We start from the raw sequence: 23447 nt of genomic DNA, 5'->3' as shown, positions 1-23447 counted from the left end.
CTCAGCCCCATAAGGGTTACTCTACTAAAGCCTGGAATCCCCCCAAGAAATGGGTTTCTCCAGAACGAATCGCACTTGCAAGTATCTCGGCTGTACCCCAAGTATATTTGCATGGGGAAATTCAGGGAGTGAGGGAATCAGGTGACGTAGCCGATGAGAGGAAACTTGACGTAAAGTAGACAGGATAAAAAAATGTAAATAAAAGTTAAGTTTCAATCACTATTATGCTCTTATGAAGAGCTAAAGGCTATCCAGTAGAGACTTACAAACTAAATCACTTACAACTAAACCAAATAACCAAATGTAGCTGATTCTGATTAACAAAGCTATAATAACTCCTAGGTAGCTAAAAGGTTATAAATTCCAGCACTTCTTGGTGCTAGACAAAAACCACAGCTACCACTCAAACTTAGCCCTCATAATTTTCTCTAGGATTTCGTTCGACAATCACTTTGTCGGGCGAGCGTTGAGTTTTTTCAACGCTCGACAGCCCATAACTAAATAAAATAATACCCTTTGCCAGGAGTTCACCCGAACTCCTTTTTTTGTGTTTATTTTAATGTCGAATTCAATTGAAAGTTTGTTCACCCAATCAGAAAGGAGTTTTGACATGGCTAAACCCAAACATAAAAGCATGAGGAATCAGCCAGAGATGTATGACGAAATTAAAAAACCCTTCACCTTTAGCCTCACACAAACAGCCGTCAAAGAACTGGAGCTTCTTGCCAAAATACACGGCATTTCTCGCTCAGAAATTGTTGAGCAATTTGCTAGAGGACAGATCAAGTTACAAACTCTACCACCTACCCAAACTAATCATTAGTCAGAAACCCAAACTTTTTGACAATCCAGCCCTTTTTTAGCCTCACTGATTGCACTATGAATCTTTGGATTGCCCGAACCCCACTACTGTATTTTGGCTATCGAATACAAAAGCCCAAAAGCGCTCGCTTACAAAGGTTAGCTACTAAACAAGAGCTAACTTTTGCTAGTTTTAACCAGCCAATTGGTTGGAGTGTGGCGTTGACTTTATACCTTGCTAAGCATAGCAAAGCATTAGCTCTTACGCATAACATAAGTTTTTGGGAGGTTATAAATAGCCAAAAATTTATTTATAAAGCAAGCGGAGTTTTAAGAAAGAAAGCCTTGCCATATAAGGCTTACAGCCGACCGCCACCGAGCGTAAAAACTACAGTAAAATTGTGGTTTACTGTAGTTTTTACTATTATTTAAATTAGAGCAATTTCCTGAAATCCTCTTTTCAAAGCTCCGTAGCACTTCCACAAGACCTAAACTTGTCCCGTTTCCCTTTACCAGGATTTATAAACATGAAAAAGAACCTCTTTCTGACCGATATTCTGGGTTTGTATGCTACTCACATTCAGAGCAAGCACCCGCAAAAGAAAGCGCAAGAAATTATCGCTCAAACTGAAACTGCGATTAACCGTTACACTTTGCCAGGATGGGGCTTGGAGCCTTTCAAAGGTCGCAAGCCCACGCGAGTTGAAATAGACAGGGCCACGGCCTTTAAACAAGGTATAAACGTTGAGCAATTCACAACTGCCTTAGAAGCTCAAGAAAAAGCCTTTGAACTGCTGCAACCCTCGGATAGTAGTAAGGAGGTTTACCGCTCGCGGCTTAAGGAACTTATTTCTTGGTCCAGCCAGCAAAGCTGGTGGCCGGGAAATACCTTACCTGAGAAATCTGTTGATTGTTGCGGGGGTCGCCGCCGTCGAGGCTACGGAATTATGGCGAAAACGCTACTGACGAGTCGCTCTGCTTTGCCGCCTTACGGTTTGCAACCAGAGCAAGTTTCAGAGAAGTTAAAAGCTGAATTTGAACATTTCTACAAGTTTCGTACCTCCGCCCACTGGCCGGGTAGGTTAGAAGACCCAGTGAAAACTACAGCCTGCCGCAACCAAATTCGCTTGTTCTTTCACTTGTTCGGCTGGTTCCATCTCCACCGAAGAGTGCCGTTGGAAGAGCTGTCTTTGAATACTTTAATTCCGCCGGTTGAACTCAAGTATGCGGCTTCTAAGGAAGCTGCGGCCACAATGGCGGCTAAGGTAGGGGATTATGTGGATCGCTGGGTTTGCGAATTCTGCAACTTTTTGATAGAGGAGCGGGGTGCCAGAAGCCCTCACACTCGCAAGAATTACCTGTGTGCGCTGCTGGCGGTGGCGAAGTTTCAATACCACAATGAAATCACTTCTAGCGATTACAGCGAAGTGCCGGCGGTGAAGGTTTTGCGCGGACGGCTGTCACTGGCAACTAAGGAGTTGAAAAACCATGTTCCAGTGGCGGATGTGGATAAGAAGTGGCTGGATGTGACGGAGGTTTTGAAGCTAATTGTCAAACCGCTGCGCGATGAGTGCCAACCGAAGTTGGCGTGTGGCTCCCCGAGGTCTCTGAAGGCGACTGCTTACAGCTTCCAGCGCTACGTGCTCTGGGGGTGTTTGACCTATAGTCCCCCTCGGCGGCAGCAGGAGTTGAGGGAGCTGAAAATGGCTCTTGAGTGTCCTGTGAAGCGGCCTGTGGATGTGCCTCCTGACGGTTTGTACCAGCCTCTGCCTACGGGTCGCAACCGCGACCGGAATTACGGTTATCTGTATAGGACGCCGGATGGCCGCTGGTTCAAGGATGTAACGTCAGAGTCTTATAAAACGGGTAAGACTTACGGACACCAAGATTTGGAGATTCCCAACGTGCAGTTCCCTGACGGGCGATGTTTCTATGACTATTTGGAAGCATGGCTTTATGGCTATTATAAAATGCCGGATGGGAGTTGGCGCTCCTGCGGGACAGCTTTCAAACCAGGTGAGCAGGAGGTTGGGCGTTTGTGGCCGTGTCGCTTGCAGTTCGAGGCGGTGGGTGAATTCGTTTTCGTGCGGCACAATGGCACGCCTTTTGCTGAGGACAGTATGGCTAGCTATATCAGTAATGCTGCTCATGCTTTGACGGGCCAGCGATTGACTCCTCACTTGCTGCGGGACATTTTTGCGACTCATTTTTTGGATAACGGAGCGTCTGACTCGGACATTGCTTCTCTGGCTTATGGCATGGGTCATAGTCCGCAGATTCTCCGGGCGAGTTACGACCGTCGGAGCCCTGTGCAGAAGCACCGTCCTATTCAGTTAGCGGTTATGGAGCTAGTCCAGAAGTCTTTGCATTCCGACTCAACTTCTGAGTAGCGAACTGTAATTCGCTTTCCCCTGCATAAGTGTGCAGGGGTTTTTTTTACTGTTTTTCTGACTTCAATTACAACAGGACTTATGCAAGTCACGCCACGCACGTCTGTTGAGTTTAGCCACCTGGAGCATCATGTTGCTGATTAAAAAGGTAATGTGGTTATTTGCTTCGTTGCGGGTGCGCTCTGCGCTTGGTGCAATGTGTCTCCTGTTGTAGCCGCTTAGAGTGTTATCGCTGGGGCGGACTTTGTACCAAGCAGCGGGGAGAGCATCATTGAGGCGGAAGTTGTCAAGGCTATCTGCTGTCGCAATTTAAGAGCGATTCAGTTGCTACGAAACCCAGTTGGCAGTGTGAGTTTTGCTGTTGTAGGAAAGCACAAACTGCGGCTTCACCATTAAATAGTTGTCGGTGGTGGCAACACAGGGAGCTGCATTGCTTGGATTGCCTAGGATGTAAGTTGCGGTTATTAATGGCGCTCGCTGAATGGTTCTCTGGTGCTTGGTTTGGGTTGCTGCACCCTTTTGGTTTCTCAAGACCAATTTGAGGAAGCCGAGACGACGGTGAGGGCGCAGTTAGATTGCAGTCGCTAATCATCCCTACCAACTCTCTTGGCGATCGCCAAGAGCTGCCACAATTTCCTCACTCTCAACCGCTCCCATTCTCATGTCGATGCCAAGCAAACCCGGCAGCCTGACACTAAACTGAACGAATCCAGCACACCTTCCCCCAAACCGGATTCTGTACGTTAAGCTATTTAGATGCTTAAACATTCAAATGTCTAAACATCTAAGCGTTTAATGATGATTTTCTATCGAGGTTGATTTCGCTCGCGAGCTCACCTGAAAACAGGAAATGGCTCGCGAACGGGGGTTGTTGTCACGAACCAGAGCAATAGTCGGTTGCCAGGTAGACGATTCATGCAGGGTACTGCAAAATGTTGGCGAGTTGCACAACAAGAAAGTTCTTAGTTTTTACAGAGGCGCCGACTTAAACATTTGAACATTCAAACATCCAAATGTTTAGATGTTATCGTCGGGATTGAACTTCTGGAGGTATTGAGCTACGGATTTTTCCACCAGCTCACTCATTTCCTGACCCGACTGCGCTGCTGCGGATTTGAGTTGGCGGTGCAGTTGTTTTGGCAGGTAAACAGTAGTGCGGACAAAGTTGGGGTCTTTGCTTTTGGATAGCGCCACACTGGGAGAGAGGTCAGGTTCACCGGGTTTGAGTTTTTTGGCCTTCAATAAATCATCAAAACGACTCACGGCAGTATCTCCTTTCCAACAGCGGTGTAGCACCCCCAAGCAGCTTTAGCGTAAGGGTCTTTGATAGCGTTTACAGGAACCCCGGCGAGGGCAGCTTTTTGAAATACCGCCAGTCTCCTTATATCAGACTTGAAAATGGGCAATCCCGCTTTTTCGATGGTTGCCCTAGATTCAGCCCCGACTTTACTCGGAGCGGGGGGGATGACCGTAAGCAAAATGCGGTAATTGGATTGCAGAGAATAGAGAGCTTCCACCATTTGCAGCATAGCGCTCAGGGCCATAGCATCGGGAGAGCTGGGCAATATCAGCAAGTCGCACCCTTCTGCTAGAGTTTTCAGGTCTTCTGGGGTAGGTCGTGCGGGTGTATCGATGACGATGTGTTCGTAATCCCTGGCATAGCGCACGCCTTGCTTTTCATCGACCACTTTGAACGGCAGGGAGCCGCGAGCAGCCCAATCCAAGGCACTGCGGTTGAGGTCGCCATCTACCAACAAAGCGGGTGCTTTGGTTTGCAAGTAAGCCGCTAAGTGCAGCGCTGTAGTAGTTTTTCCGACTCCGCCTTTAAATGAGGCGATTGTGACAATCATAGGTAAGTCTGCTGAGTTCATCAACTAGATTTTACAGCTAAAACATCTGAATATTTAGATGTTTGAATGTTTGGATGTTCGATGTTTAGGCAAAGCCATCTATATTCTCTACGCTCAGGAGCTTAGCCAGAGCGATCGCATCCTCTTCTCAAATCTCCAGTACGTTCGTCTCCAGGCACTCGTTGACTGGGAATGAAGCGCGTGCATCGGTTGCTACACCAGCAGCCACTAGATTTAAGGTATCGGTGGTTGGCGCACAACCACCAGCAACGTGCAAATGCGAACATTGAAGTTCCATTGGACGATCGGCATCTTGAATCTGATGTTTAGTTACACTGTCAAAGCGCTCGACCCTTAGCACCTTCACCTTGAGCAACTATTTGCTCCATTCGTCCCATGCTGCCAAAGCCACTTTTGCGATGACTTCCTCGCGTACCGCATTGTTTGCCCCAGAATCTGAAACAAAAACGGAGATCGCCAGCCCGCGCTGGTCATTTTCTTCAGAATCTTCTAGTTTTTCGGTGCTATCGACAGATAAAGTGGCGTGAAAAACTGCTACTTTCAGGTTAGGTCTTAGTTGTCGGGCGATGGCAAATTCAGCAGCGAGTTCTTCAGGAGTTTGTCTAGTGGTCTTAGGCAGCGAAGCCGATTTAGATTGGAAATAATCGATGTTTTGCTCAAACATTTCAATCAACCCCGAGGGTCGTCAGATATGTTAGCTTTGGTGCAATGAGTGAAGAAAGGAAAGCCCAGGATATCCACTGCCAGATGTCTTTTGATGCCAAAGCGTGTATTTGTAGAAACAAAAACCTTTCGACTCAACACTAGCATTACAAGTGTTTTTTACCCATGAGTGAGTCAACTATTATCAATGTCGTCCACTGTGGTTTTTTTTGAGCAAGTTCCGCGCACCTTGCTATGTAATGTTGTCAGGATCTGATCTAGCGCGCCGTCTTCACACCAATTTTGGTAATGCCAGAAGACAGTGGAATATGGCGGTAGATCCCTGGGTAAGTCAGACCAATTACAACCGTTCTTGAGTTGATAAAGTATACCATAGACATCTCCAAAATAGTAACATTATATGGTAAAAGACATAAGAGACATTTTTTTACACACAAACATGAGCGACATTCTGAATCATATTGAAGAGAATCTTAAAGAAACACAGCGATTAATTGGTCTGGAATATGAACAGTTACAACAATTGCTCCAAAATGCCGAACGATTACATCATGAAAAACCAGCTTTACTAGAATCAAAAAAAGTGAGAATTATTGCGTGTGGAGGAGGTCGAAAACCCAAACTATCTATTCCCGAACAAATAATTTTAACATTGGTTTATCTTAGGCATATGACAACATTTTAACTTCTGGGCATTCAGTTTGGAGTAAGTGAGTCTACAGCTAATGATACATTTAACTATTGGTTGGCGCTGCTGCTTTGATTGCTACCATCTAGCTTGCTGGAACAAGTAAAAAAAAACGCTGCTGACCATGCAATAGTTAAGGAAATACTCAGAGAATATGAATTAATAGTAGATACCTACGAATAAGTCAGAGAAAGACCTGGAACTCGTGATGAACAAGAAAAATACTTTTCAGGCAAGAAGAGTAATCATACATTTAAAACTCAAATAATTATCATGCCAGATGGTAGAGATATAGTTGATGTTGTGGCAGGGGAACCTGAACCTAAAAGCGATATAACCTTATTCCGAGAATATCGCTCCGAGTTTGAGCTTCAACTCATATTTAAGGGAGACAAAGCTTACGTTGGAGAAGATTTAATAACAACTCCCATTAAAAAACCCAGTAAACGAGAATTAACAACAGAACAAAAAGAACAAAATAAAGCGTTTTCTGCTAGCCGAATTTTTGTGGAACATCGAATTAGATCGGTCAAGATATTTCGAGTTGCCCAAGAAAGATTTAGATTAAATCCCCAAAAATATGAGCAAGTAATTTTAACGATTTGTGGAATAGTAAGGTTGCGAATAGGAGCGCTAATATTACTATTATAAAAAGCGAGGCAATCGTCAGATTAAAATTAACACAGATCGCTCAATATTTCGAGATAATTATCAACAATAAATATCTCAAATTCTTGTTTTATCGTGCACACAAGCTAATTTAAGATGATTACATTTACGTCAAGGAGCTTAACTACACAGAGGCTTTGATTGTTTTCGGAGATGTTTCATCGAGGATTTGTCGCGCAAGTCCACACAGGTGCAATACGGTTTACTTAAGGGTTGGGAGGCTTGAAAATATTAAAAACACGAGGATTCATTTTTATTCCAGTACCTCTGTGTTTAACTTTTTTGGATTTAAACTTTGAAACAGGTTTTTTGACAACTCTTGGGTTATTTCTCTCAACTCTTTGTGGCAAAGTTGCATCAAGAATCTCCAAATTCAACCAAGTTAAAAAAAGGGGATTTCTTGTGCTTCTAGTCGCTGGAATTTTGGGACAGCGCGACGAATAACTCGTAATGTACCCGTGAAAGAAATACTTAATGGGGAAATTTCTGCACTATGCGCTGTTTGACAAATTAATGACCGCACAGCCCAATGCCCTAATAATAGACCATAAATTTCTTGCACTACTTCTCTTGGTCTTTGAGAACGAATATGAGTTTTTCTTTCTAATAGATGTACTTTGAATTCATCAATTGTATTTTCGACTTCCCAGCGTTGATGATATTCGGCAGCCAATAACTTTGCCGGAAAATTTTTAGGGTCTAATAAACTTGTAATTAAACGATATCTAATTTCTGCTGTTGGGTCGTTTAAGTTTTCAATTGTGTACTCGATTACTCTGATTTGGATTGGTTTAAATCCTTTTTTTCTGAATTTGCCTGGGGGATGAATAAAACTCAAGTAAGAACCATCTTCTAGTTGTGTTTCGTTGAGGAACTTCACATTTGACGGAATTCGTCCTAAATACTCACAACCCTTGCTGAGTGTGGCTGACACCATCGCATATGAATGTAAACCTCTATCCCACATGAGCAACATTTATTTAGTAACTGACCGCAGTAATCTTAACGCTCTGACTCTTTCTCCTATCTTATATGGACATATTAAGGCATCAAATATTAAGTGTGTTCCTGCTTCTACTAAAATAACTAATCTAGCTTTGGGAAAAGCCGCTCTTGTACCTGGGCGGCTACCTGGACGCCCAAAAACTCTGGCATTTTCATCACTATCTGGGAGGTCTAAACAGGTTCCATCTATTGCTACAACTCTCAATCCATTTAGAAAAGCTCCTACTGTTTCAGTTGTAGCCATTGGTCGTACCAACTGATGAAATAACTGGCTCATTACAAGACATCCTAATCTTTTTCGGGCTTTAGTAATAGCTGCCTTGCACGGAATTTTCCAATATCTACCTGTTTTTAACCAGACTTCATTCAGTCCATCAACCAGATTCTTTAGTACGTCGCGCATTGAGTCTTTTGACCATAAGCTCATTGCTACGAGCAAACATACTACCAGTTGTGATGGTAGCGCACGATGCCGTTTTTCTCTTGATTTTGTTTTCAAGATAGCCGCTTCTATTTCTGTTGATGGAATCGCTATCTCTATTGCTTTGAATATCTCGCTACTTTTGAGCTTCGGAGATTCTAATAATATTTTTTTGTACGTCACTATACTTGATTTACTTTTTTATACATCATACTTAGTGTACCTCTTGTTCGACCTTAAGTAAACCGTATTGCACACAGGTGGTCGAGTTTTTTCTTCTGGGGCAGTAATGGCTCGATAATTTCCCACTATGAGTCGCTCACATCGCCCTTAATAACCCATTTTCAGCCCTGACCTGTTTGATTTGATCTAGATATTGTTGATTTTACTCGATTGCCCAAAGATCTCAAATGGGTTCTATAGTCCTACAGATGAACCGTATTGAGGACGAATGGTTGCACCTTAAGCGAGATGAGCTAAATTCTCAAGTTTTTGCCGACGAGTACGATTTGGTGATTGCGATCACCGATGGTCTGGAAAACAGTGCTATGCGAGGTCAGTACGCTATTGAACGTTTTTGGTTTAATTAAGTGAAGCTACTTATAACACAACAAATAGGGTTTCATCATTTACTTACCGCCTTGCACCTTCACTTACACTTTTTTTATATATCGTTCACAAATTAGCACTAGCCGACTTTTTTGTGATAACATAGGCAATAATATCGATGGGTGCAAATTCTACAAAAAACTTAGACAAAATTATGAAACTTCTATAGAACCCATTTGAGATCTCTAAAGAGAAGCTGCCAACCTCTTAATCATTAGCCTGATGAACAAAGATTGAGCTTAGCAGTCGCATTCGATAGGGTTAGCTCAAAGTTTTTCACCAGGATCTTACATCGTTCCATCCAAGCATTTGACCGTTCTATCACCCACCAGGCGACTGCTCTGGAACAAATCCCGGCTTGCCTTGGGCTGCCTTTTCTTGTTTCGAGGGCTTGGTCGAGCGTTCAAACTTAATCTTCCGCATGATCTGCGGATACACCTTCTCCAACTCTTGGGTCAGATGCTCAGGGTGATAACCGTGGTCTAACAAGATGGTGATCTTCGGAATATTGACGGGCTTCGACTGGAAATAATCTAGGTGTTGTGTCAGCATCTCAATCAATCCGGCATCGTCTGAGATATTCGCTTAGGTGCAGTGAGTATCGAAGGGAAACCCCCATGTATCGACGGCAAGATGCCGCAAGATCCCATTCGTCAATTTGTAGAAACTTTCATCCTTTCGACTCCACACTGGCATTGCAGGTATTTTGCACCGCTTGCGAGTCAAGGATCATCAACGTTGTCCACTTGGCTTTTTTTACCTGTTGCCGCACTTGTCCATGTAAGATCGTTATCAGTCGCTCTATCACCCCGGCTTCGGGCAACTTCTTGTAGTGCCAGTAGACCGTTGAGTAGGGTGGCAAGTCACGCAGGCAACTCTTCCCAATTGCAGCCATTCTTCAGTTGATAGAAGATGCCATCAAGTGAGTTCTCGTTTCGTACAGTTGGTCGGTATCGTCCGTTTCTTCGTCGGCAATATCTCAACGAGTAAGGGTTCAAGTATTCCCCACTTGCTCGTCAGTTAAGCTGCTGGAATACGGCATGGTGGGTGAAGTTGGTTTTGGCAATGACTTTACTTCATCACAGTAAAAAAGTCAAATGGGTTCTATATTTTCTCCCTCTTTCTACTAATTAGTGGCACCATTAGATGAGCTTAGGGTATTGTTTTTACCCAAGTTCATTAGCTCACAATTAATTTATTGAGATATAATCCTTACTCCCTTGAAAAATAGCGTGAACTTCAATTCAGACTTGGAAGACTCTGTTTTAACTATTCAGCAGCTTGAAAGTAAATTAGACAAGCTAGAGCAAGAAAAGACTGAACCTATTGCAATTATTGGCATGAGTTGTCGCTTTCCTGGCGCTGACGATCCCGAAAGTTTTTGGAAATTACTCCGCTCCGGCACTAATTCGGCAAGCACAATTCCTGATGAACGTTGGAACATCAAAAACTATTACGATCCAGATCCAACTGTTCCAGGTAAAACGCCCCTGCGTTATGGCTATTTCCTGAAAGATATCGACCAATTCGATGCGGATTTTTTTAGGATTTCTCCTCGAGAGGCAGGTGCTATTGACCCTCAACATCGCTTACTGTTGGAAGTCAGTTGGGAAGCTCTAGAAAGAGCCGGACACGTACCAGATAGATTGGCAGGTAGTTCGACAGGTGTTTTCATTGGTCTCACCTGTGAAGATTACAACGATGTTATTCAAAAACGACCACCTGAGTTAAACAAACAACACGAATTGTTTTTTGTGACCGGAGTTAAATCTTATGCTGCATCAGGACGTATCTCCTACACTTGGGGACTGACGGGACCTGCCATGACTATTGATACAGCTTGCTCCTCTTCGTCAGTTGCTATCCACCAAGCCTGTACGAGCTTGCGTCAACACGAATGTGAGATGGCTCTGGCAGGAGGAGTTAATCTCATCCTCGATCCAACAGTCCATGTCTACACTTACAAAGGCAGAATACTGACTTTGGATAACCATTGCAAAGTCTTTGATGCTAGTGCAGATGGTTATGTCAGAGCCGAAGGTTGTGGTATTGTTGTTCTCAAACGTCTATCCGAGGCTTTGGCTGACAGAGACAATATTTTAGCAGTGATTCGCGGTAGTGGTGTCAATCAAGACGGGGCGAGTTACAGTTTTTCTGCACCAAATGGGCAATCACAGCAAGCATTATTAAATCGCGTCCTGACTCAAACTAAAATTCATCCCTCGGAAGTTAGTTATTTTGAAGCTCATGGTACAGGAACCGCTGTTGGTGATGCCACAGAATTGACTACTATTGAACAGGTTTTTGGACTGTACCACTCTAAAGAACTCCCGATAATGGTCGGTTCATGCAAGGCTAATATTGGTCATCCAGAACCAGCGAGCGGTATTGCATCTTTAATTAAATTAGTATTATCCCTTCAAAATCAAGAAATCGCACCTCAGATAAATATCCGAGAAATAAATCCTTGCCTTGACTGGGAAAAAAGCGCTGTAAAAATTCCAACTCAGATTGCATCTTGGCCTGAATCCAAGCCGCATATTGCAGCCCTGAATTGCTTTGGTATCAGTGGCACTAATTCCTGTATGCTAGTACAAGAAGCTCCTGAATTAAAACCTGTTTTTTCTGAGTGGAAACGTCCTGAGCATATTCTAGTTATATCTGCAAAGAGTTCGATCGCACTCAAGCAGTTAGCAGAGCGATATCGTCAACATCTAACTGTTAATCGAGAACAACTACTGGCGGATATTTGCTTTACAGCTAATACAGGACGACTACACTTGAACCACCGCTTGAGTATTGTAGGAGCTTCGTTGGAGGAAATGGAGGCGAAATTAAGAGCCTTTGAAAGAGGTGAGGAAGCGGTAGATTGTAAAAGCGGCGAAATCAATAACGCAGAAACGCCCAAAATTGCTTTCTTGTTCACAGGACAGGGTTCTCAGTATGTCGAAATGGGACGACAACTTTACGAGACGCAGCCTACTTTCAGGAAAACTCTCGAACAGTGCGATCGCATTTTGCAGCCATATTTAGAAAAATCATTACTTGAGGTTATTTATCCTCAATCTGGTACAAACTCGCCTTTAGATGAAACAGCTTACACTCAACCGGCTCTGTTTGCCATCGAATATGCTTTGTATTGTTTGTGGCAGTCTTGGGGCATTACTCCTGCTGTAGTTATGGGTCACAGTGTAGGGGAATATGTGGCTGCTTGTGTAGCAGGAGTTTTTTCCCTTGAAGATGGTCTGAAATTGATTGCCGCACGTGGAAAGCTGATGCAGCAGTTACCAAAGCGGGGGATAATGGTATCGCTTATGGCTTCCCAAGAACGAGTATTTGCTGCAATAGAAGAGTATCGCGGAAAAGTGTCCATCGCTGCCATTAACGGACCAAAAAGCACTGTTATTTCTGGAGAAGAGGAAGCAGTTAAAGTCGTGAGCGCTAAGCTTGAGGCTGAGGGAATAAAAATAAAGCAATTGCAGGTTTCCCATGCTTTCCACTCGCCATTAATGGAGCCAATGATAGCAGACTTTTTTAAAGTGGCTAACGAGATATCTTATTCGCCACCAAAGATTAACATGGTCTCTAATCTCACTGGAGAAGCGATCGCGAATGATATAGCCACTTCTGAATATTGGTGCCGTCACATCCTTTCACCTGTAAACTTTTTAGCAGGTATAAACAGCCTGTATAGCCTCGGTTATGAAGTATTTCTAGAGTGTGGTGCTAAGTCGATTTTATTAGGAATGGCACGCCAGTGTTTACCAGAAGGTTTTGGAACATGGCTACCTAGTTTACGTCCAGGACAAGCCGATTGGCAAATACTATTGCAGACTTTGGGACAGTTGTATGTAAGTGGGGTCAAAGTAAATTGGTCAGGCTTTGACAGCGATTATCCACGATATCGGGTAGTTTTACCGACATATGCGTTCCAACGGCAACGCTATTGGTTGGAAACTGAGAACGACAACAGTCATATAATTCCATCAGAGCAACTGGTTACTCAAAAGAAGCCAAAAGAGCTTAATTCTAACAAGGGTAAGAAAATGCTTTCCATCAAATTAGTCAAACTTTTGGAGCAACAGCGCCAAGAACTCATTAATTTACTGCTAGAAGAAACAGAAGCCGAGTTTGATGTTCGAGAGACAAATTCCCAAATAAATGGAGCGCAGAATTTAACTGAAAGTAATGGCTCAAAGGGAGAAAGATATCCTGGTATGGTGATGCAACAGCCTAATATTTTGCAACTGTTGAAAGTATCCAATAGCGATCGCCCTTTTATCTTAAGCAACTATCTTCAATCTCAGGTGGCAAAGATTCTTGGTGTACCTCAGATTCAGTTGTCAGTAAATTATACCCTGACTGAATTGGGGTTAGAATCTCTTTCAGCAATGGAATTGCGGGAAAAAGTTAAACAACAACTCGGGATTGATGTCCAGGTAAAGCAATTGCTGGGAGACATTAGCATTACTCATCTTACCGCTCTGCTGATTCGCGAACTCAGCAAATAAAATCCATGTATTTGGGAAAAGAGAAAATCCATGTATTTGGGAAATTTTCTGTTCATTCAATTGAAAAACTTAGAGGAAATGAGGAGTTATGCAACTAATTGACCTGAGTGTGACGATGGAGCCTACAGAGGGTGAACCTGTTCCCGTTGAGATCGAGTATGTGAATCATGAAGAAGGGGCTGATTTGCTAGGCAAGCCGGCAGGAATTGATCGCACGGCATTTCCTTCTGGCATGGGGTTATCAATTGAGTTTGTTAAATTGACAACTCATTCTGGAACTCATATAGATGCTCCCGCTCATTATGGCCCTTTATGCGAAGGACAAACCGCTAAAACGATTGAAGATTTACCTCTTGACTGGTTTTTCCATGATGGGGTGCTGCTCGACTGTTCGGAAGGGCCTGCTGATGAACCGATAACTGCTGCGGAAATAGAGCAAAAATTGGCAACGCTCAAGTATGATATTAAGCCTTTTGATATCGTATTATTGCGGACAGGAGCCGATAAGTATTGGGAAAAAGCTGAATACTTTACCAACTTCCGCGGTGTGACTCGGCAGGCGACTGAGTGGTTGGTTTTACGAGGGGTGAAAGTAATCGGCATAGATAGTTTCGGGTTCGATCCACCGTTTCATGTTATGTTATCAGAGTACAAAAAAAAGCAGCAGTCTGATTGCTTGTGGCCCGCTCATATATATGGGAGAGAAAAAGAATACTGTCAGATTGAAAGACTGGCTAATCTCGACAAGATTCCTTTAAATACGGGGTTTACTGTAGCTTGTTTCCCAATCAAAGTTCGCAATTGTGGAGCTGGTTGGAGTCGAGTTGTCGCAATCATTAAGGATTAATGGATGGCGAGCGTCACCAATCAATTACGATATTAGACCCTTATCAGCATCATCAATTATAGCGATTATTAGTCACCCGAGGTATGTTTTTGAATCTAAAAGCTTTACAATTAAATGAATTCAACATACCTCATGTATCTGAGAAAGGCTATAAGTGCCATTAAATCTAAACTGGAGCAGATCGAAATGAATTCGCAATTACTTTTAAAAGAGAAAGTAGCATTGATTACTGGAGGCAGTCGGGGGATTGGATTGGCGATCGCCCAAGGCTTTGTAACTGCTGGCGCTCATGTCGTCATCGCTGCTAGAGAACAAGGACGGCTCAATGATTCCATATCTGCATTGAAGGAGCTCGCTCATACTATTGATGCCGACAACGGTACAAAAATTCAAGTTTCTGGAGTCGTAGCTGATGTCCGCGACCAAGGGCAGGTAGAGGCGATGGTGGAAGATGTAATGCAACTCCACAACCGTATTGACATTTTAATTAACACGGCTGGGCGAGGGGGAGGTGGTCCAACTGTTGCCACCGATCCTGAGATTTGGTACGACATCATTGATACCAATCTCCACGGTGTTTATCGAGTTACCCGTGCAGTTCTAGCGCGATCTGGTATGTTAGACCGACGCTGGGGACGCATCATTAATATGGCTTCTACTGGGGGTAAGCAAGGAGTTTTGTTTGCTGCCGCTTACACAGCCTCTAAACATGGAGTAGTTGGCTTTACGAAATCCCTGGGATTAGAACTGGCTAAAACAGGAGTGACAGTCAACGCTATCTGCCCCGGCTTTGTAGAAACAGACTTGGCAGTAAAAGCGCGAGAGGTTTACTCACAGGTATGGGGAATAACTCCTGAAGAAGTTTTGAAGCGCTTTGAAACGCGCATCCCTTTGGGGCGCTATGTGGTTCCAGAAGAAGTAGCTCCAATGGCAGTTTACTTAGCATCAGACCTTGCCGCACCCGTACTCGCACAGGCTATTAATATCTGCGGGGGTTTAGGAAATTATTAAGATTAGATATTTCCAAAGTAGTGGTCTGACTTGCAACTTTCAAGCCTGCTTCATTTGACGAGTGGGTTGAGAAAGGAAATGCAACAACTTCTATGGAAGAGTTTTCAGTCGTTTCTACAAAAGGATCTTACCGCCCAAGCCATTGCACAGAAATGACGTACAAGCTGTCTTTATATTTGCATCTGCTATTTATGGAGAATATTGTTGTCAAAATTCTGGCATTTGGCGTTTTTCCACCTCACTAATGTGAAGCCCGAATAAGTAGGTAGGCGGGATTCAACTGAACCATGTAACTGTATGTAAACAGGATTAAATTAGTCACGCTTAGGAAATTAGGATAATTTACAAGTGTTTACATAATAGTTAAATTTTAGAGCAGTATCTACTTACAAGTTGTAGGATACTAAATGGGGGCATTTAGGTAGTATAATTTCAGCCATGACACTGGCAACAGTTGAAAAAACCATCCAACGAGAAACAAGGAATATTACTTATGGTGACTGAATTTCAGAAGAGAAAGCTCAGCTTGCGCTTTTATATGGTTGACACGTCCAAGAATGGAATCGTAGAATTATCCGACTTTGAACACCAAGGTCAAAAGGTTGCTGAACTGAGGGGAATTCAACCGGGTTCAGCAGAGTATGAGGAAATTATCTCCACCTATATCGGTATATGGGAAACTTACTGGAAGGGTGCTGATACCGATGGCGACAATGCAATCACTGTGGATGAGTACGTAAAGTTCACCGAGCGTGCAATTGCTGCAAAGGCTGAGGGAAAAGTACAATTGGTAACAGGTAAAGATGTTTTTGATACTCTCGATATAAATGGGGATGGAGAAATTGACTTAGAAGAGTATGCAATCTATTTGAAGGCAGTAGGTCGCTCGGAAGAAGACGCTAAAATCGCTTTTTCCAAAATTGACAGAGACGGCGATGGTAAACTTTCCCGAGATGAATTTGCTACAGCCATGTACGACTATCACACAAGTAACGATCCACAAGATCCCGCCAACTGGGCTTTTGGTTCGTATTGATCACCACCCACTATCCACAACAGCTAGTTTAGCTGCGTAAGTCCTAACTCCTAAGTAGCAACAACTTGGACAGGACTTACGCAGTCACGCTATAGGTAAAAAATGGTAGGGGGTAGAGATTATTTATGGATTACCCCTTTCAGAAATCGTGCGTGGGCGTAATTTTTATGGGATTAGTTTAGGATAATTTGTATGTCTGAATCCAAAGAACCAACCACCAAAATAGTCAAAGAAATCCCAACTCCCGATACCATTCTTGACGTACAACAAACAACCTGCTGTATTGTTGGAGGAGGGCCTACAGGAGCCGTTCTGGCGCTGATATTGGCGCGTCAAGGCATTCCCGTTATGCTGCTTGAAGCACACAAGACCTTTGAGCGGGACTTTCGGGGTGATGTAGTTCATGGCGGGGGCATGGAATTGTTAGAACAATTGGGTCTAACCGATCGCTTGCTCGAGCAGATTCCCCACTCCAAGGCTAAGGCAATTCAATACATTATTGACGGGAAAACCATTCCGTTCGTAGACTGGAGTGGCTTGAAAGGGACTCGGTATCCCTACATGACAATAATTTCCCAAGTGCAGTTAATTCAGTTTCTAACTGCTGAGGCGAAACGCTACCCAAACTTTCAGTTACTTATGGGTGCAAACGTGCAGCAGCTAATTGAAGAAGATGGAATCATTCGCGGTGTCCGCTATCGGGGAAGTGGTGGGTGGCACGAAGTGCGCTCTCACTTGACAGTCGGCGCAGACGGGCGGTTCTCCCCGGTTCGTAAATTAGCAGGTATGGAACTCATGGAGACTGCTGCCCCGTTAGATGTCTTTTGGTTTCGCTTGCCCCGACACGCCGATGAGCCAGAGGGTCTGTTTGTACGCTTGGGTAACAAGCGCTTCCTAGTTACATACAACACATACGACGGGAATTGGCAAATTGGCTACTACATTCTCAAGGGTCAATACCGCGAAATTCAGGCTGCTGGCATCGAAGCGTTGCGTCAGTCTATTGTGGAAGTAGTACCAGAGTGGGCCGATCGCGTACAGCATTTGGAGAATTGGAAGGACGTATCATTTCTCTCAATCAAAGTGGGCCGACTCGACCGATGGTATCGCGAGGGCCTGCTTTTGATTGGCGACGCCGCTCACGTGATGTTACCTATGGGTGGGATTGGCATCAACTATGGAATACAGGACGCTGTTGTCGCGGCAAACATCCTAATCGAACCGCTAAAACGCGGCGAGGTGCAGCTAAATCATCTAGCGGCAGTGCAGCGCCAGCGCCAGTGGCAGATACAATTTATCCAGGAGTTGCAGTATTTTATGCAAAGGCAGGTGAGCGTTAAAGCGCTGCAATCAGGTTACGCATTCAAGCTGCCGATATATTGGGGTCTGCCGCTGTGGCGTGACTTCATTGCCAGACAGTTGGCATTTGGAGTTTTGCCACCTAATGTGAAGCTCGCATACAGATTGTAAGTTAGAAAAAAAAACTAAATGATTCCTATTTCAGAACAAAATAATACTCAATCCTCTCAAAATATGCCACCGCGGTTAGCACTCTGGCCGATGATCAGTGCCTACTATGTACCGCAAATGATTTATGTGGTAGCGAAGCTTGGTATCGCCGATATGCTGAAAGACGGTGTGAAAAATTGCGATGAGTTGGCAACAGCAACTGAAACCAATGCGCCAGCGCTCTATCGCCTTATGCGCGCGCTTGCAAGTGTGGGGATTTTTACTGAAAAAGAACAAGGTTATTTTGATTTAACGCCAGTTGCTGTTTATCTCCAGAGCGATATTCCTGACTCAATACGTTGGGCAGCGATTATGTTTGCCGAGGAACAATATAAGGTTTGGGGAGAACTTATGTACTCAATTAAAACAGGAGCGAGTGCTTTCGATCACGTGTACGGTATGGATCTTTATCAGTATCTAGCCCAAAACCCAGAACAGGGCGAGATTTTTCATAAGGCGATGACAAGTATTGCGATTACAAGAGAAGATGTGGCGCTCGCAACAGATTATGACTTTTCGTCCATTAATATATTAGTGGATATAGGAGGGGGACGGGGAAGTACCATCGCTGAAATTCTTAAGGCTAACCCAACGATGAAAGGGATTCTTTTCGATTGTGCTCCAGCCCTAGAAAGTGCAAAAGAATTGATAAAGGCGGCGGGAGTTTTGCAACGCTGCGAATTTACAGTTGGAGATTTCTTTGAGTCCGTGCCTAGTGGCTGCGATGCTTATATTCTCAAGCGTATTTTGCACGATTGGGATGACGAACGAGCCATTGCTATCCTCAAAAATTGTCACCGCGCTATGGCAAATAAAGGCAAAATTTTGGTAGTTGAACGGTTGATTCCCCTCGGTAATGAATCATTCGCGGGTAAATTGATCGATCTGGATATGCTGGTAATGACTGGAGGCATTGAGCGGACTGAAAAGCAATGTCGCTCCCTGTTTGAGGCGGCTGGTTTTCATCTGACAAAAATCGGATCGCTACAATCGGATATGAGCTTAATTGAGGGCATTCCGATCTAGTCCGCGCTCCTTTATCATAATCTAAAATTCATCGCAGGAAATTGACATGAAAGTAGCATTTATCGGGCTTGGCAATATGGGCAAGGAGATGGCACCACATATCCTGCAAGCAGGCCACGAGTTAACCGTCTACAACCGCACTCGCAGCGCCGCTGATGGGCTGCAACAATTAGGCGCACGGGTAGCTGATTCGCCTGCCGATGCAGTGCAAGAAGCTGAAGTGTTGCTGACCATCGTAGCCGATGATAATGCGCTCAAAGAGGTTATCTTCGGTACAACAGAACATCCCGGCGCAATTGATAAGCTTCCTAGGGGTGCCGTACACGTCTCTATGAGTACGATTAGCGTGGCATTGTCCCAACAGCTAGAGTTAGCACACAAAGCAGTAGGGCAAGGCTACTTATCTGCCCCTGTCTTAGGCCGACCAGTAACAGCGCGAGCGGCAAAATTATGGGTTTTGAGTGCGGGTGAATCCGAGCTAATTGAGCGCTGTCGTCCCTTGTTTGAAGCGATGGGTCAGGGTGTGTTTGTAGTAGGCAACCAGCCTCACTTGGCCAATCTCGTTAAGGTGGCGGGAAACTTTACGATCGCCTCAGTTTTGGAGACTTTGAGCGAAGCCTTTGTGTTGATGCAAAAGTCGGGTATACCCCCCCTAAAATTTCTGGAGATTATCAACACGGCAGTTTTCAACTCGCCCGTCTATGAGGTTTTAGGAACAATGATTGCCGAAGAGCAGTACGAACCTGCTGAATTCAAACTGCGCTTAGGATTGAAGGATGTACGATTAGTCCTCGAAGCTGCGGAAAGTGCTGCTGTGCCCCTACCACTGGCTAGCCTGGTGCGCGATCACTTCATTTCAGGGGTGGCGCGGGGTGACGGTGATATCGACTGGTCAGCGATAGGGCGGGTCAATGCTTCAAATTCAGGCTTGTAGTATATAGCGAGCAAACCGCTCTGCTTTACTAAAAGTGATAACTCAACCTGATCTATTTGTAAAAGCCTTCCCTGTAATAATTTTGTGGTAATTTCTTCAGGTAATTATCCTGAGAACAGGGATTGTTCACTTTAAAAAGTCGAAAATTGAGTTTAAGAAATCAACAATCTAAGGAGATAAATTATGCCACACAGCACATTCAGCAGTCCGGTAAATGCTTCTTTAACAACTCTTTGGAAAATATTGGTGGAGAAACTGGAAAATCCTCGAAGTTATATTCCGGATGTTGAAGAGGTTAATTTTTATGAACAGAATGAGAATGGTATGCTGCGGGAAATAAAAGTTCGTGGCATGATACTAAAAGAAAGAATTACTATTAACGAGCAAGCCAGAGAAATAAAATCCACTTTAGTGGATCATCCTCTGTTTTCCGGGGATATTTTTAACAAGATCGAGTTGCCTTCTAAAAACTCTAGCGATCCCTTGATTCTCACTTTTAGCCGAGACTGGTATCCTTTAAATGAGGAGGCAGAAAAGGTTAATGAAGCAGAACTTGCCGCACATATGCAGCAGGTTCTGCTTCACACAAAAAAATTGGCAGAAGAGCACGACGGAAATTAATGAACCAATTATTAGGAGTGTCCGAGCATCTTAGATGGCTGCTAGACCAAAAGTGGTCTTTCAATTTCGTTCAGGACTTAAGCAACTGTCACAAATGCTTCGATAGCCTCTCCAAAAGTTCCAAACTTTGTCCTTGGTTGGTTGATGAGTGCCCTCCCTCGATCGGGGGGGTTGCAAAGTGGTGGTATGCTAATCGATCGCTAACAGTCAAAGAAAATTCAGCTATGATTTGTCCTTAATGTCAATCTAGTAATCTTAAGAAAAATGGCCATAAAAGAGGTAAACAAAATTATCTCTGTAAAAACTGTCGTCGTCCATTTATTGATAGCTACTCGCTCCTAGGCTATCCCAATTCGGTCACAAAACATTGCCTGCATCTTTAACTTGAAGGAAAGGGTTTTCGTCGGATAGAAAGACTAACTGGTGTTAGTCATAATACTGTTATTAACTGAGTTAAATTGGCTGGGTTAAGTTTGTCCCAACAGCCAGATTATGACGAGATTCCCGAAGTGGCGCTTGCTCGGTGAATTGCAAACATTTGTCGGGAATAAAAAAAAACAAAATTTGGCTCCAAACAGCCGTGAATAAAGGGTTTGCGGGAATTTTAGACTGGACTATAGGTGACAGATCCGCAGAAACATTTAAGCCTTTATGGAAAATTATTAAAGGGTTGAAATGTTTTTTATGCTACAGATGGTTACGTTGTTTATCCCCAGTTTATTGACGAGACTGGCCACATTATTAGCAAAACTTATATGACCCGCGTTGAAGGAGGAAATACAAGGCTTAGACATTATTTGGCACACATAAAAAAACTTTTTATTACTCTAAGTCTTTCTTGATGTTAGTCATATCAATTTGATTAGTCATTTATTATTTAAAGCATAAATTTTGCCTATTACTAGCTGAAATATGTTTGTTTCTTGCGGGTGTGCTATCGATAGCATACTGCTATTGTGCAACGCCATATTTTGACTGGTTGTCACCCCGTCAGGCTCCGAATTTCAGAGCGTGAAATGATAGCAACGGGAGCATCAAACCAAAACCAATCGTATCTACTAATACGCTTAAGAACAAAATAGAATGTACTTTGTGGTTGTTCATACTCAAAATTAGTGGGAGCAAGTCAGGTTGGCAATGTTTGTAAGTCTACTTAGCCACAGAAAGCGCTTCTGACCCTGCCCACTTAGGCGAGAATCTGGGCAGTTGAGCCGCGTCACGACTCTCGCCATCTTATCCCTTTTTTGTCAGTTTCGGCAGAAAATAATCTGGGATGGTTATATCATAAGACTTTTACCAAAAACCTTGATTTCAGCCATTATGTTAGAAAATAAATGCTCAAATCTTTGATCTATCTACAGTTGAAAATTTGATTCTATTTTTTAATTTCCCAGAGTGACAAAAGAGGGTTATACTGAGCATCAACCTCGGTGTGCAGGCCGAAATATTGTTTCAAGATAAGGACTGATACCCATCATACTTAGGAGTTGTTACTCCTCCAGGTACTTTCAAAACATTAATTGATAGGATAATTTGTATGTCTGAAGCCAGAGAAAAAAGCACCAAAGCTGTTAAAGATCTTCTGAGTGCCGATACCATTTTCGACGTGCAGCAAACAACCTGCTGTATTGTTGGGGGTGGTCCGACAGGAGCGGTTCTGGCACTAATTTTGGCGCGACAAGGCATTCCCGTGACGCTGATTGAGGCACAGAAGAACTTCAACCGCGACTTTCGGGGTGATGTACTTCACGCTGGAGCGATGGAATTGCTCGACGAAATAGGTCTAGGCGATCGCTTGCTGGCTGAACTTCCTTACTCTACGACTGAAACAATTAAATTTCTTGTTGGCGGAAAAACCATTACATTCGCGGACGTAAGTGGTTTGATGCAGACTCGATATCCTTACATGACAATCATTCCCCAGGGAAAGCTGCTTGATTTTATCATTACTGAAGCGAAACGCTACCCAAACTTTCAGTTGCTCATGGGTACAAACGTGCAACAGTTGATTGAAGAAGACGGAACCATTCGCGGCGTGCGCTATCGGGGAAAGGGGGGCTGGCATGAAGTGCGATCACACCTGACAGTAGCAGCAGACGGGCGCTTCTCTAAGATTCGTCAATTAGCAGGCATGGAATTTAACAAGGTAGCAATGCCACTTGAGCTATTTTGGTTTCGCTTACCTCGATACTCCAATGAAGCGGGGGGTGTAATCTCCCATTTTGGTAACAAGCGCATCTTAGTTAAATTCAATACCTATGATGATAATTGGCAGATTGCCTACTATATTCCCAAACCTGTTTTCCACCAAATTCAAGCCACTGGTATAGAAGCGATGCAGCAGTCAATTGTGGGAGTAGTTCCAGAATTTGCCGATCGCGTACACCATTTGAAAGACTGGAAAAACACAGCGCACATTGCACTTGAACTGGGTAGAATCGATCGCTGGTATCGTCCTGGTCTGCTTTTAATTGGTGATGCCGCTCATGTTATGTTGCCCTTGGGTGGAGTTGGCATCAACTATGCAATTCAGGATGCTGTGGCGGCGGCAAATATTCTGATTGAGCCCCTCAAGCGCGGTGAAGTGCAGCTAAATCATCTAGCAAAAGTGCAGCGTCAGCGCGAGTTGCCGATCGCAGTTATCCAAGGGTTTCAGTCTTTTCTGCAAAAAAATGTCACCGCCAAAGCGATCGGAGCAGATAAGACTTACAAGCTGCCTTTCTATTGGGGTCTGCCATTTATGCAGAATATTGTTGCCGAAATTCTAGCATTTGGCGTTTTTCCACCTCATGTGAAGCCGGAATACAAGTTATAGGATGCTAAATGGCGACATCG

At 43.8% G+C, this 23447-nt stretch carries 22 protein-coding genes and 3 pseudogenes; 17 read left to right on the top strand and 8 right to left on the bottom strand.

The window, feature by feature from the left end; genetic code table 11:
* Positions 1-610 precede the first annotated feature (610 nt).
* The 3 genes from QUA20_RS25195 to QUA20_RS25185 all read left to right on the top strand — a co-directional run bounded on the left by QUA20_RS25195 (position 611) and on the right by QUA20_RS25185 (position 3191).
* The gene (locus QUA20_RS25195) at positions 611-823 is read left to right on the top strand and encodes a ribbon-helix-helix domain-containing protein (protein ID WP_333192150.1); all 213 of its coding nucleotides are present in this window, start codon (positions 611-613) and stop codon (positions 821-823) included.
* A gap of 56 nt (positions 824-879) precedes the next feature.
* On the top strand, positions 880-1233 hold the full coding sequence (locus QUA20_RS25190; RefSeq protein ID WP_333192149.1) for a hypothetical protein: 354 nt from the start codon (positions 880-882) through the stop codon (positions 1231-1233).
* Positions 1234-1328: 95 nt separating this feature from the next.
* Positions 1329-3191: a hypothetical protein gene (locus QUA20_RS25185; RefSeq protein ID WP_333192147.1), complete on the top strand. Its 1863-nt coding sequence runs from the start codon at positions 1329-1331 to the stop codon at positions 3189-3191.
* Between the two features lie 63 nt (positions 3192-3254).
* On the opposite strand, the gene QUA20_RS32150 is transcribed toward QUA20_RS25185, so the two are convergent.
* The 6 genes from QUA20_RS32150 to QUA20_RS32145 form a co-directional block, all read right to left on the bottom strand.
* On the bottom strand, positions 3255-3500 hold the full coding sequence (locus QUA20_RS32150; protein ID WP_445304713.1) for a DNA/RNA non-specific endonuclease: 246 nt from the start codon (positions 3498-3500) through the stop codon (positions 3255-3257).
* Between the two features lie 18 nt (positions 3501-3518).
* Complete coding sequence (locus tag QUA20_RS25180) at positions 3519-3722, bottom strand: hypothetical protein (protein WP_172193370.1); 204 nt, start codon at positions 3720-3722, stop codon at positions 3519-3521.
* Positions 3723-4208: 486 nt separating this feature from the next.
* Entirely contained in the window at positions 4209-4454 is a 246-nt protein-coding gene (locus QUA20_RS25175) for a ribbon-helix-helix protein, CopG family (protein ID WP_172193367.1), read from the bottom strand.
* Positions 4451-5041, bottom strand: coding sequence for a ParA family protein (locus QUA20_RS25170; RefSeq protein WP_172193365.1), 591 nt, complete (start codon positions 5039-5041; stop codon positions 4451-4453). The genes QUA20_RS25175 and QUA20_RS25170 overlap by 4 nt, the downstream gene beginning before the upstream one ends.
* Positions 5042-5417: 376 nt before the next feature.
* Positions 5418-5726 (bottom strand): hypothetical protein, encoded by a 309-nt coding sequence (locus QUA20_RS25165; RefSeq protein WP_333192142.1) that lies wholly within the window; start codon positions 5724-5726, stop codon positions 5418-5420.
* Positions 5727-5899: 173 nt separating this feature from the next.
* Positions 5900-6094, bottom strand: coding sequence for a transposase (locus QUA20_RS32145; protein ID WP_445304712.1), 195 nt, complete (start codon positions 6092-6094; stop codon positions 5900-5902).
* Positions 6095-6125: 31 nt separating this feature from the next.
* On the opposite strand from QUA20_RS32145, the gene QUA20_RS25160 reads away from it, so the two are divergent.
* From QUA20_RS25160 to QUA20_RS25150, 3 genes and pseudogenes are all read left to right on the top strand, one after another.
* Positions 6126-6410 (top strand): DDE transposase family protein, encoded by a 285-nt coding sequence (locus QUA20_RS25160; protein WP_333192140.1) that lies wholly within the window; start codon positions 6126-6128, stop codon positions 6408-6410.
* A gap of 3 nt (positions 6411-6413) precedes the next feature.
* Positions 6414-6488, top strand: a complete 75-nt coding sequence (locus tag QUA20_RS25155) for a transposase family protein (RefSeq protein WP_333192152.1) — start codon at positions 6414-6416, stop codon at positions 6486-6488.
* Between the two features lie 126 nt (positions 6489-6614).
* Positions 6615-7064, top strand: a pseudogene (locus QUA20_RS25150) (transposase family protein); the annotation flags it as partial.
* Positions 7065-7464: 400 nt separating this feature from the next.
* Here QUA20_RS25150 and QUA20_RS25145 read toward each other — a convergent pair.
* A pseudogene (locus QUA20_RS25145) lies at positions 7465-8616 on the bottom strand (IS4 family transposase).
* A 302-nt stretch (positions 8617-8918) separates the two neighbouring features.
* On the opposite strand from QUA20_RS25145, the gene QUA20_RS25140 reads away from it, so the two are divergent.
* Positions 8919-9098: a hypothetical protein gene (locus QUA20_RS25140; protein WP_333192138.1), complete on the top strand. Its 180-nt coding sequence runs from the start codon at positions 8919-8921 to the stop codon at positions 9096-9098.
* A 340-nt stretch (positions 9099-9438) separates the two neighbouring features.
* Here QUA20_RS25140 and QUA20_RS25135 read toward each other — a convergent pair whose 3' ends face one another.
* A complete protein-coding gene (locus tag QUA20_RS25135) occupies positions 9439-9669 on the bottom strand; it encodes a hypothetical protein (RefSeq protein ID WP_333192135.1) in 231 nt (76 codons plus the stop codon).
* Between the two features lie 680 nt (positions 9670-10349).
* Here QUA20_RS25135 and QUA20_RS25130 point away from each other — a divergent pair.
* From QUA20_RS25130 to QUA20_RS25085, 10 genes and pseudogenes are all read left to right on the top strand, one after another.
* A complete protein-coding gene (locus tag QUA20_RS25130; protein ID WP_333192133.1) occupies positions 10350-13628 on the top strand; it encodes a beta-ketoacyl synthase N-terminal-like domain-containing protein in 3279 nt (1092 codons plus the stop codon).
* 88 nt (positions 13629-13716) lie between these two features.
* Positions 13717-14475 carry a cyclase family protein gene (locus QUA20_RS25125; RefSeq protein WP_333192130.1) on the top strand — a complete coding sequence of 253 codons (759 nt, stop codon included), beginning with the start codon at positions 13717-13719 and terminating at the stop codon, positions 14473-14475.
* Between the two features lie 186 nt (positions 14476-14661).
* Positions 14662-15486, top strand: a complete 825-nt coding sequence (locus QUA20_RS25120; protein WP_333192128.1) for an SDR family NAD(P)-dependent oxidoreductase — start codon at positions 14662-14664, stop codon at positions 15484-15486.
* Positions 15487-15979: 493 nt separating this feature from the next.
* Positions 15980-16522, top strand: coding sequence for an EF-hand domain-containing protein (locus tag QUA20_RS25115; RefSeq protein WP_333192126.1), 543 nt, complete (start codon positions 15980-15982; stop codon positions 16520-16522).
* Positions 16523-16714: 192 nt separating this feature from the next.
* Positions 16715-17992, top strand: coding sequence for an FAD-dependent oxidoreductase (locus tag QUA20_RS25110; protein WP_333192124.1), 1278 nt, complete (start codon positions 16715-16717; stop codon positions 17990-17992).
* An 18-nt stretch (positions 17993-18010) separates the two neighbouring features.
* On the top strand, positions 18011-19057 hold the full coding sequence (locus QUA20_RS25105; protein ID WP_333192123.1) for a methyltransferase: 1047 nt from the start codon (positions 18011-18013) through the stop codon (positions 19055-19057).
* A gap of 46 nt (positions 19058-19103) precedes the next feature.
* Positions 19104-19991: an NAD(P)-dependent oxidoreductase gene (locus QUA20_RS25100; protein ID WP_333192121.1), complete on the top strand. Its 888-nt coding sequence runs from the start codon at positions 19104-19106 to the stop codon at positions 19989-19991.
* A gap of 183 nt (positions 19992-20174) precedes the next feature.
* A complete protein-coding gene (locus QUA20_RS25095; protein WP_333192118.1) occupies positions 20175-20612 on the top strand; it encodes an AtaL-like protein in 438 nt (145 codons plus the stop codon).
* A gap of 239 nt (positions 20613-20851) precedes the next feature.
* Positions 20852-21474, top strand: a pseudogene (locus tag QUA20_RS25090) (IS1 family transposase); the annotation flags it as partial.
* Positions 21475-22149: 675 nt separating this feature from the next.
* Positions 22150-23427, top strand: a complete 1278-nt coding sequence (locus tag QUA20_RS25085; RefSeq protein WP_333192115.1) for an FAD-dependent oxidoreductase — start codon at positions 22150-22152, stop codon at positions 23425-23427.
* The last annotated feature ends 20 nt before the right edge of the window (positions 23428-23447 follow it).

It is taken from the genome of Microcoleus sp. Pol7_A1, from assembly GCF_036701085.1.
GTDB lineage: Bacteria > Cyanobacteriota > Cyanobacteriia > Cyanobacteriales > Microcoleaceae > Microcoleus > Microcoleus asticus.
Note: the sequence above shows the minus strand (reverse complement) of the source record. Positions and strands in the feature narration are given on the sequence as shown.

Bases quoted from the DNA above. Each gene is read 5' to 3' on its own strand.
- QUA20_RS25195 (WP_333192150.1), top strand. From the start codon at position 611: ATGGCTAAACCCAAACATAAAAGCATGAGGAATCAGCCAGAGATGTAT.
- QUA20_RS25190 (WP_333192149.1), top strand. From the start codon at position 880: ATGAATCTTTGGATTGCCCGAACCCCACTACTGTATTTTGGCTATCGA.
- QUA20_RS25185 (WP_333192147.1), top strand. From the start codon at position 1,329: ATGAAAAAGAACCTCTTTCTGACCGATATTCTGGGTTTGTATGCTACT.
- QUA20_RS25170 (WP_172193365.1), bottom strand. From the start codon at position 5,041: ATGATTGTCACAATCGCCTCATTTAAAGGCGGAGTCGGAAAAACTACT.
- QUA20_RS25165 (WP_333192142.1), bottom strand. From the start codon at position 5,726: ATGTTTGAGCAAAACATCGATTATTTCCAATCTAAATCGGCTTCGCTG.
- QUA20_RS25160 (WP_333192140.1), top strand. From the start codon at position 6,126: ATGGTAAAAGACATAAGAGACATTTTTTTACACACAAACATGAGCGAC.
- QUA20_RS25140 (WP_333192138.1), top strand. From the start codon at position 8,919: ATGGGTTCTATAGTCCTACAGATGAACCGTATTGAGGACGAATGGTTG.
- QUA20_RS25135 (WP_333192135.1), bottom strand. From the start codon at position 9,669: ATGCTGACACAACACCTAGATTATTTCCAGTCGAAGCCCGTCAATATT.
- QUA20_RS25125 (WP_333192130.1), top strand. From the start codon at position 13,717: ATGCAACTAATTGACCTGAGTGTGACGATGGAGCCTACAGAGGGTGAA.
- QUA20_RS25120 (WP_333192128.1), top strand. From the start codon at position 14,662: ATGAATTCGCAATTACTTTTAAAAGAGAAAGTAGCATTGATTACTGGA.
- QUA20_RS25115 (WP_333192126.1), top strand. From the start codon at position 15,980: ATGGTGACTGAATTTCAGAAGAGAAAGCTCAGCTTGCGCTTTTATATG.
- QUA20_RS25110 (WP_333192124.1), top strand. From the start codon at position 16,715: ATGTCTGAATCCAAAGAACCAACCACCAAAATAGTCAAAGAAATCCCA.
- QUA20_RS25105 (WP_333192123.1), top strand. From the start codon at position 18,011: ATGATTCCTATTTCAGAACAAAATAATACTCAATCCTCTCAAAATATG.
- QUA20_RS25100 (WP_333192121.1), top strand. From the start codon at position 19,104: ATGAAAGTAGCATTTATCGGGCTTGGCAATATGGGCAAGGAGATGGCA.
- QUA20_RS25095 (WP_333192118.1), top strand. From the start codon at position 20,175: ATGCCACACAGCACATTCAGCAGTCCGGTAAATGCTTCTTTAACAACT.
- QUA20_RS25085 (WP_333192115.1), top strand. From the start codon at position 22,150: ATGTCTGAAGCCAGAGAAAAAAGCACCAAAGCTGTTAAAGATCTTCTG.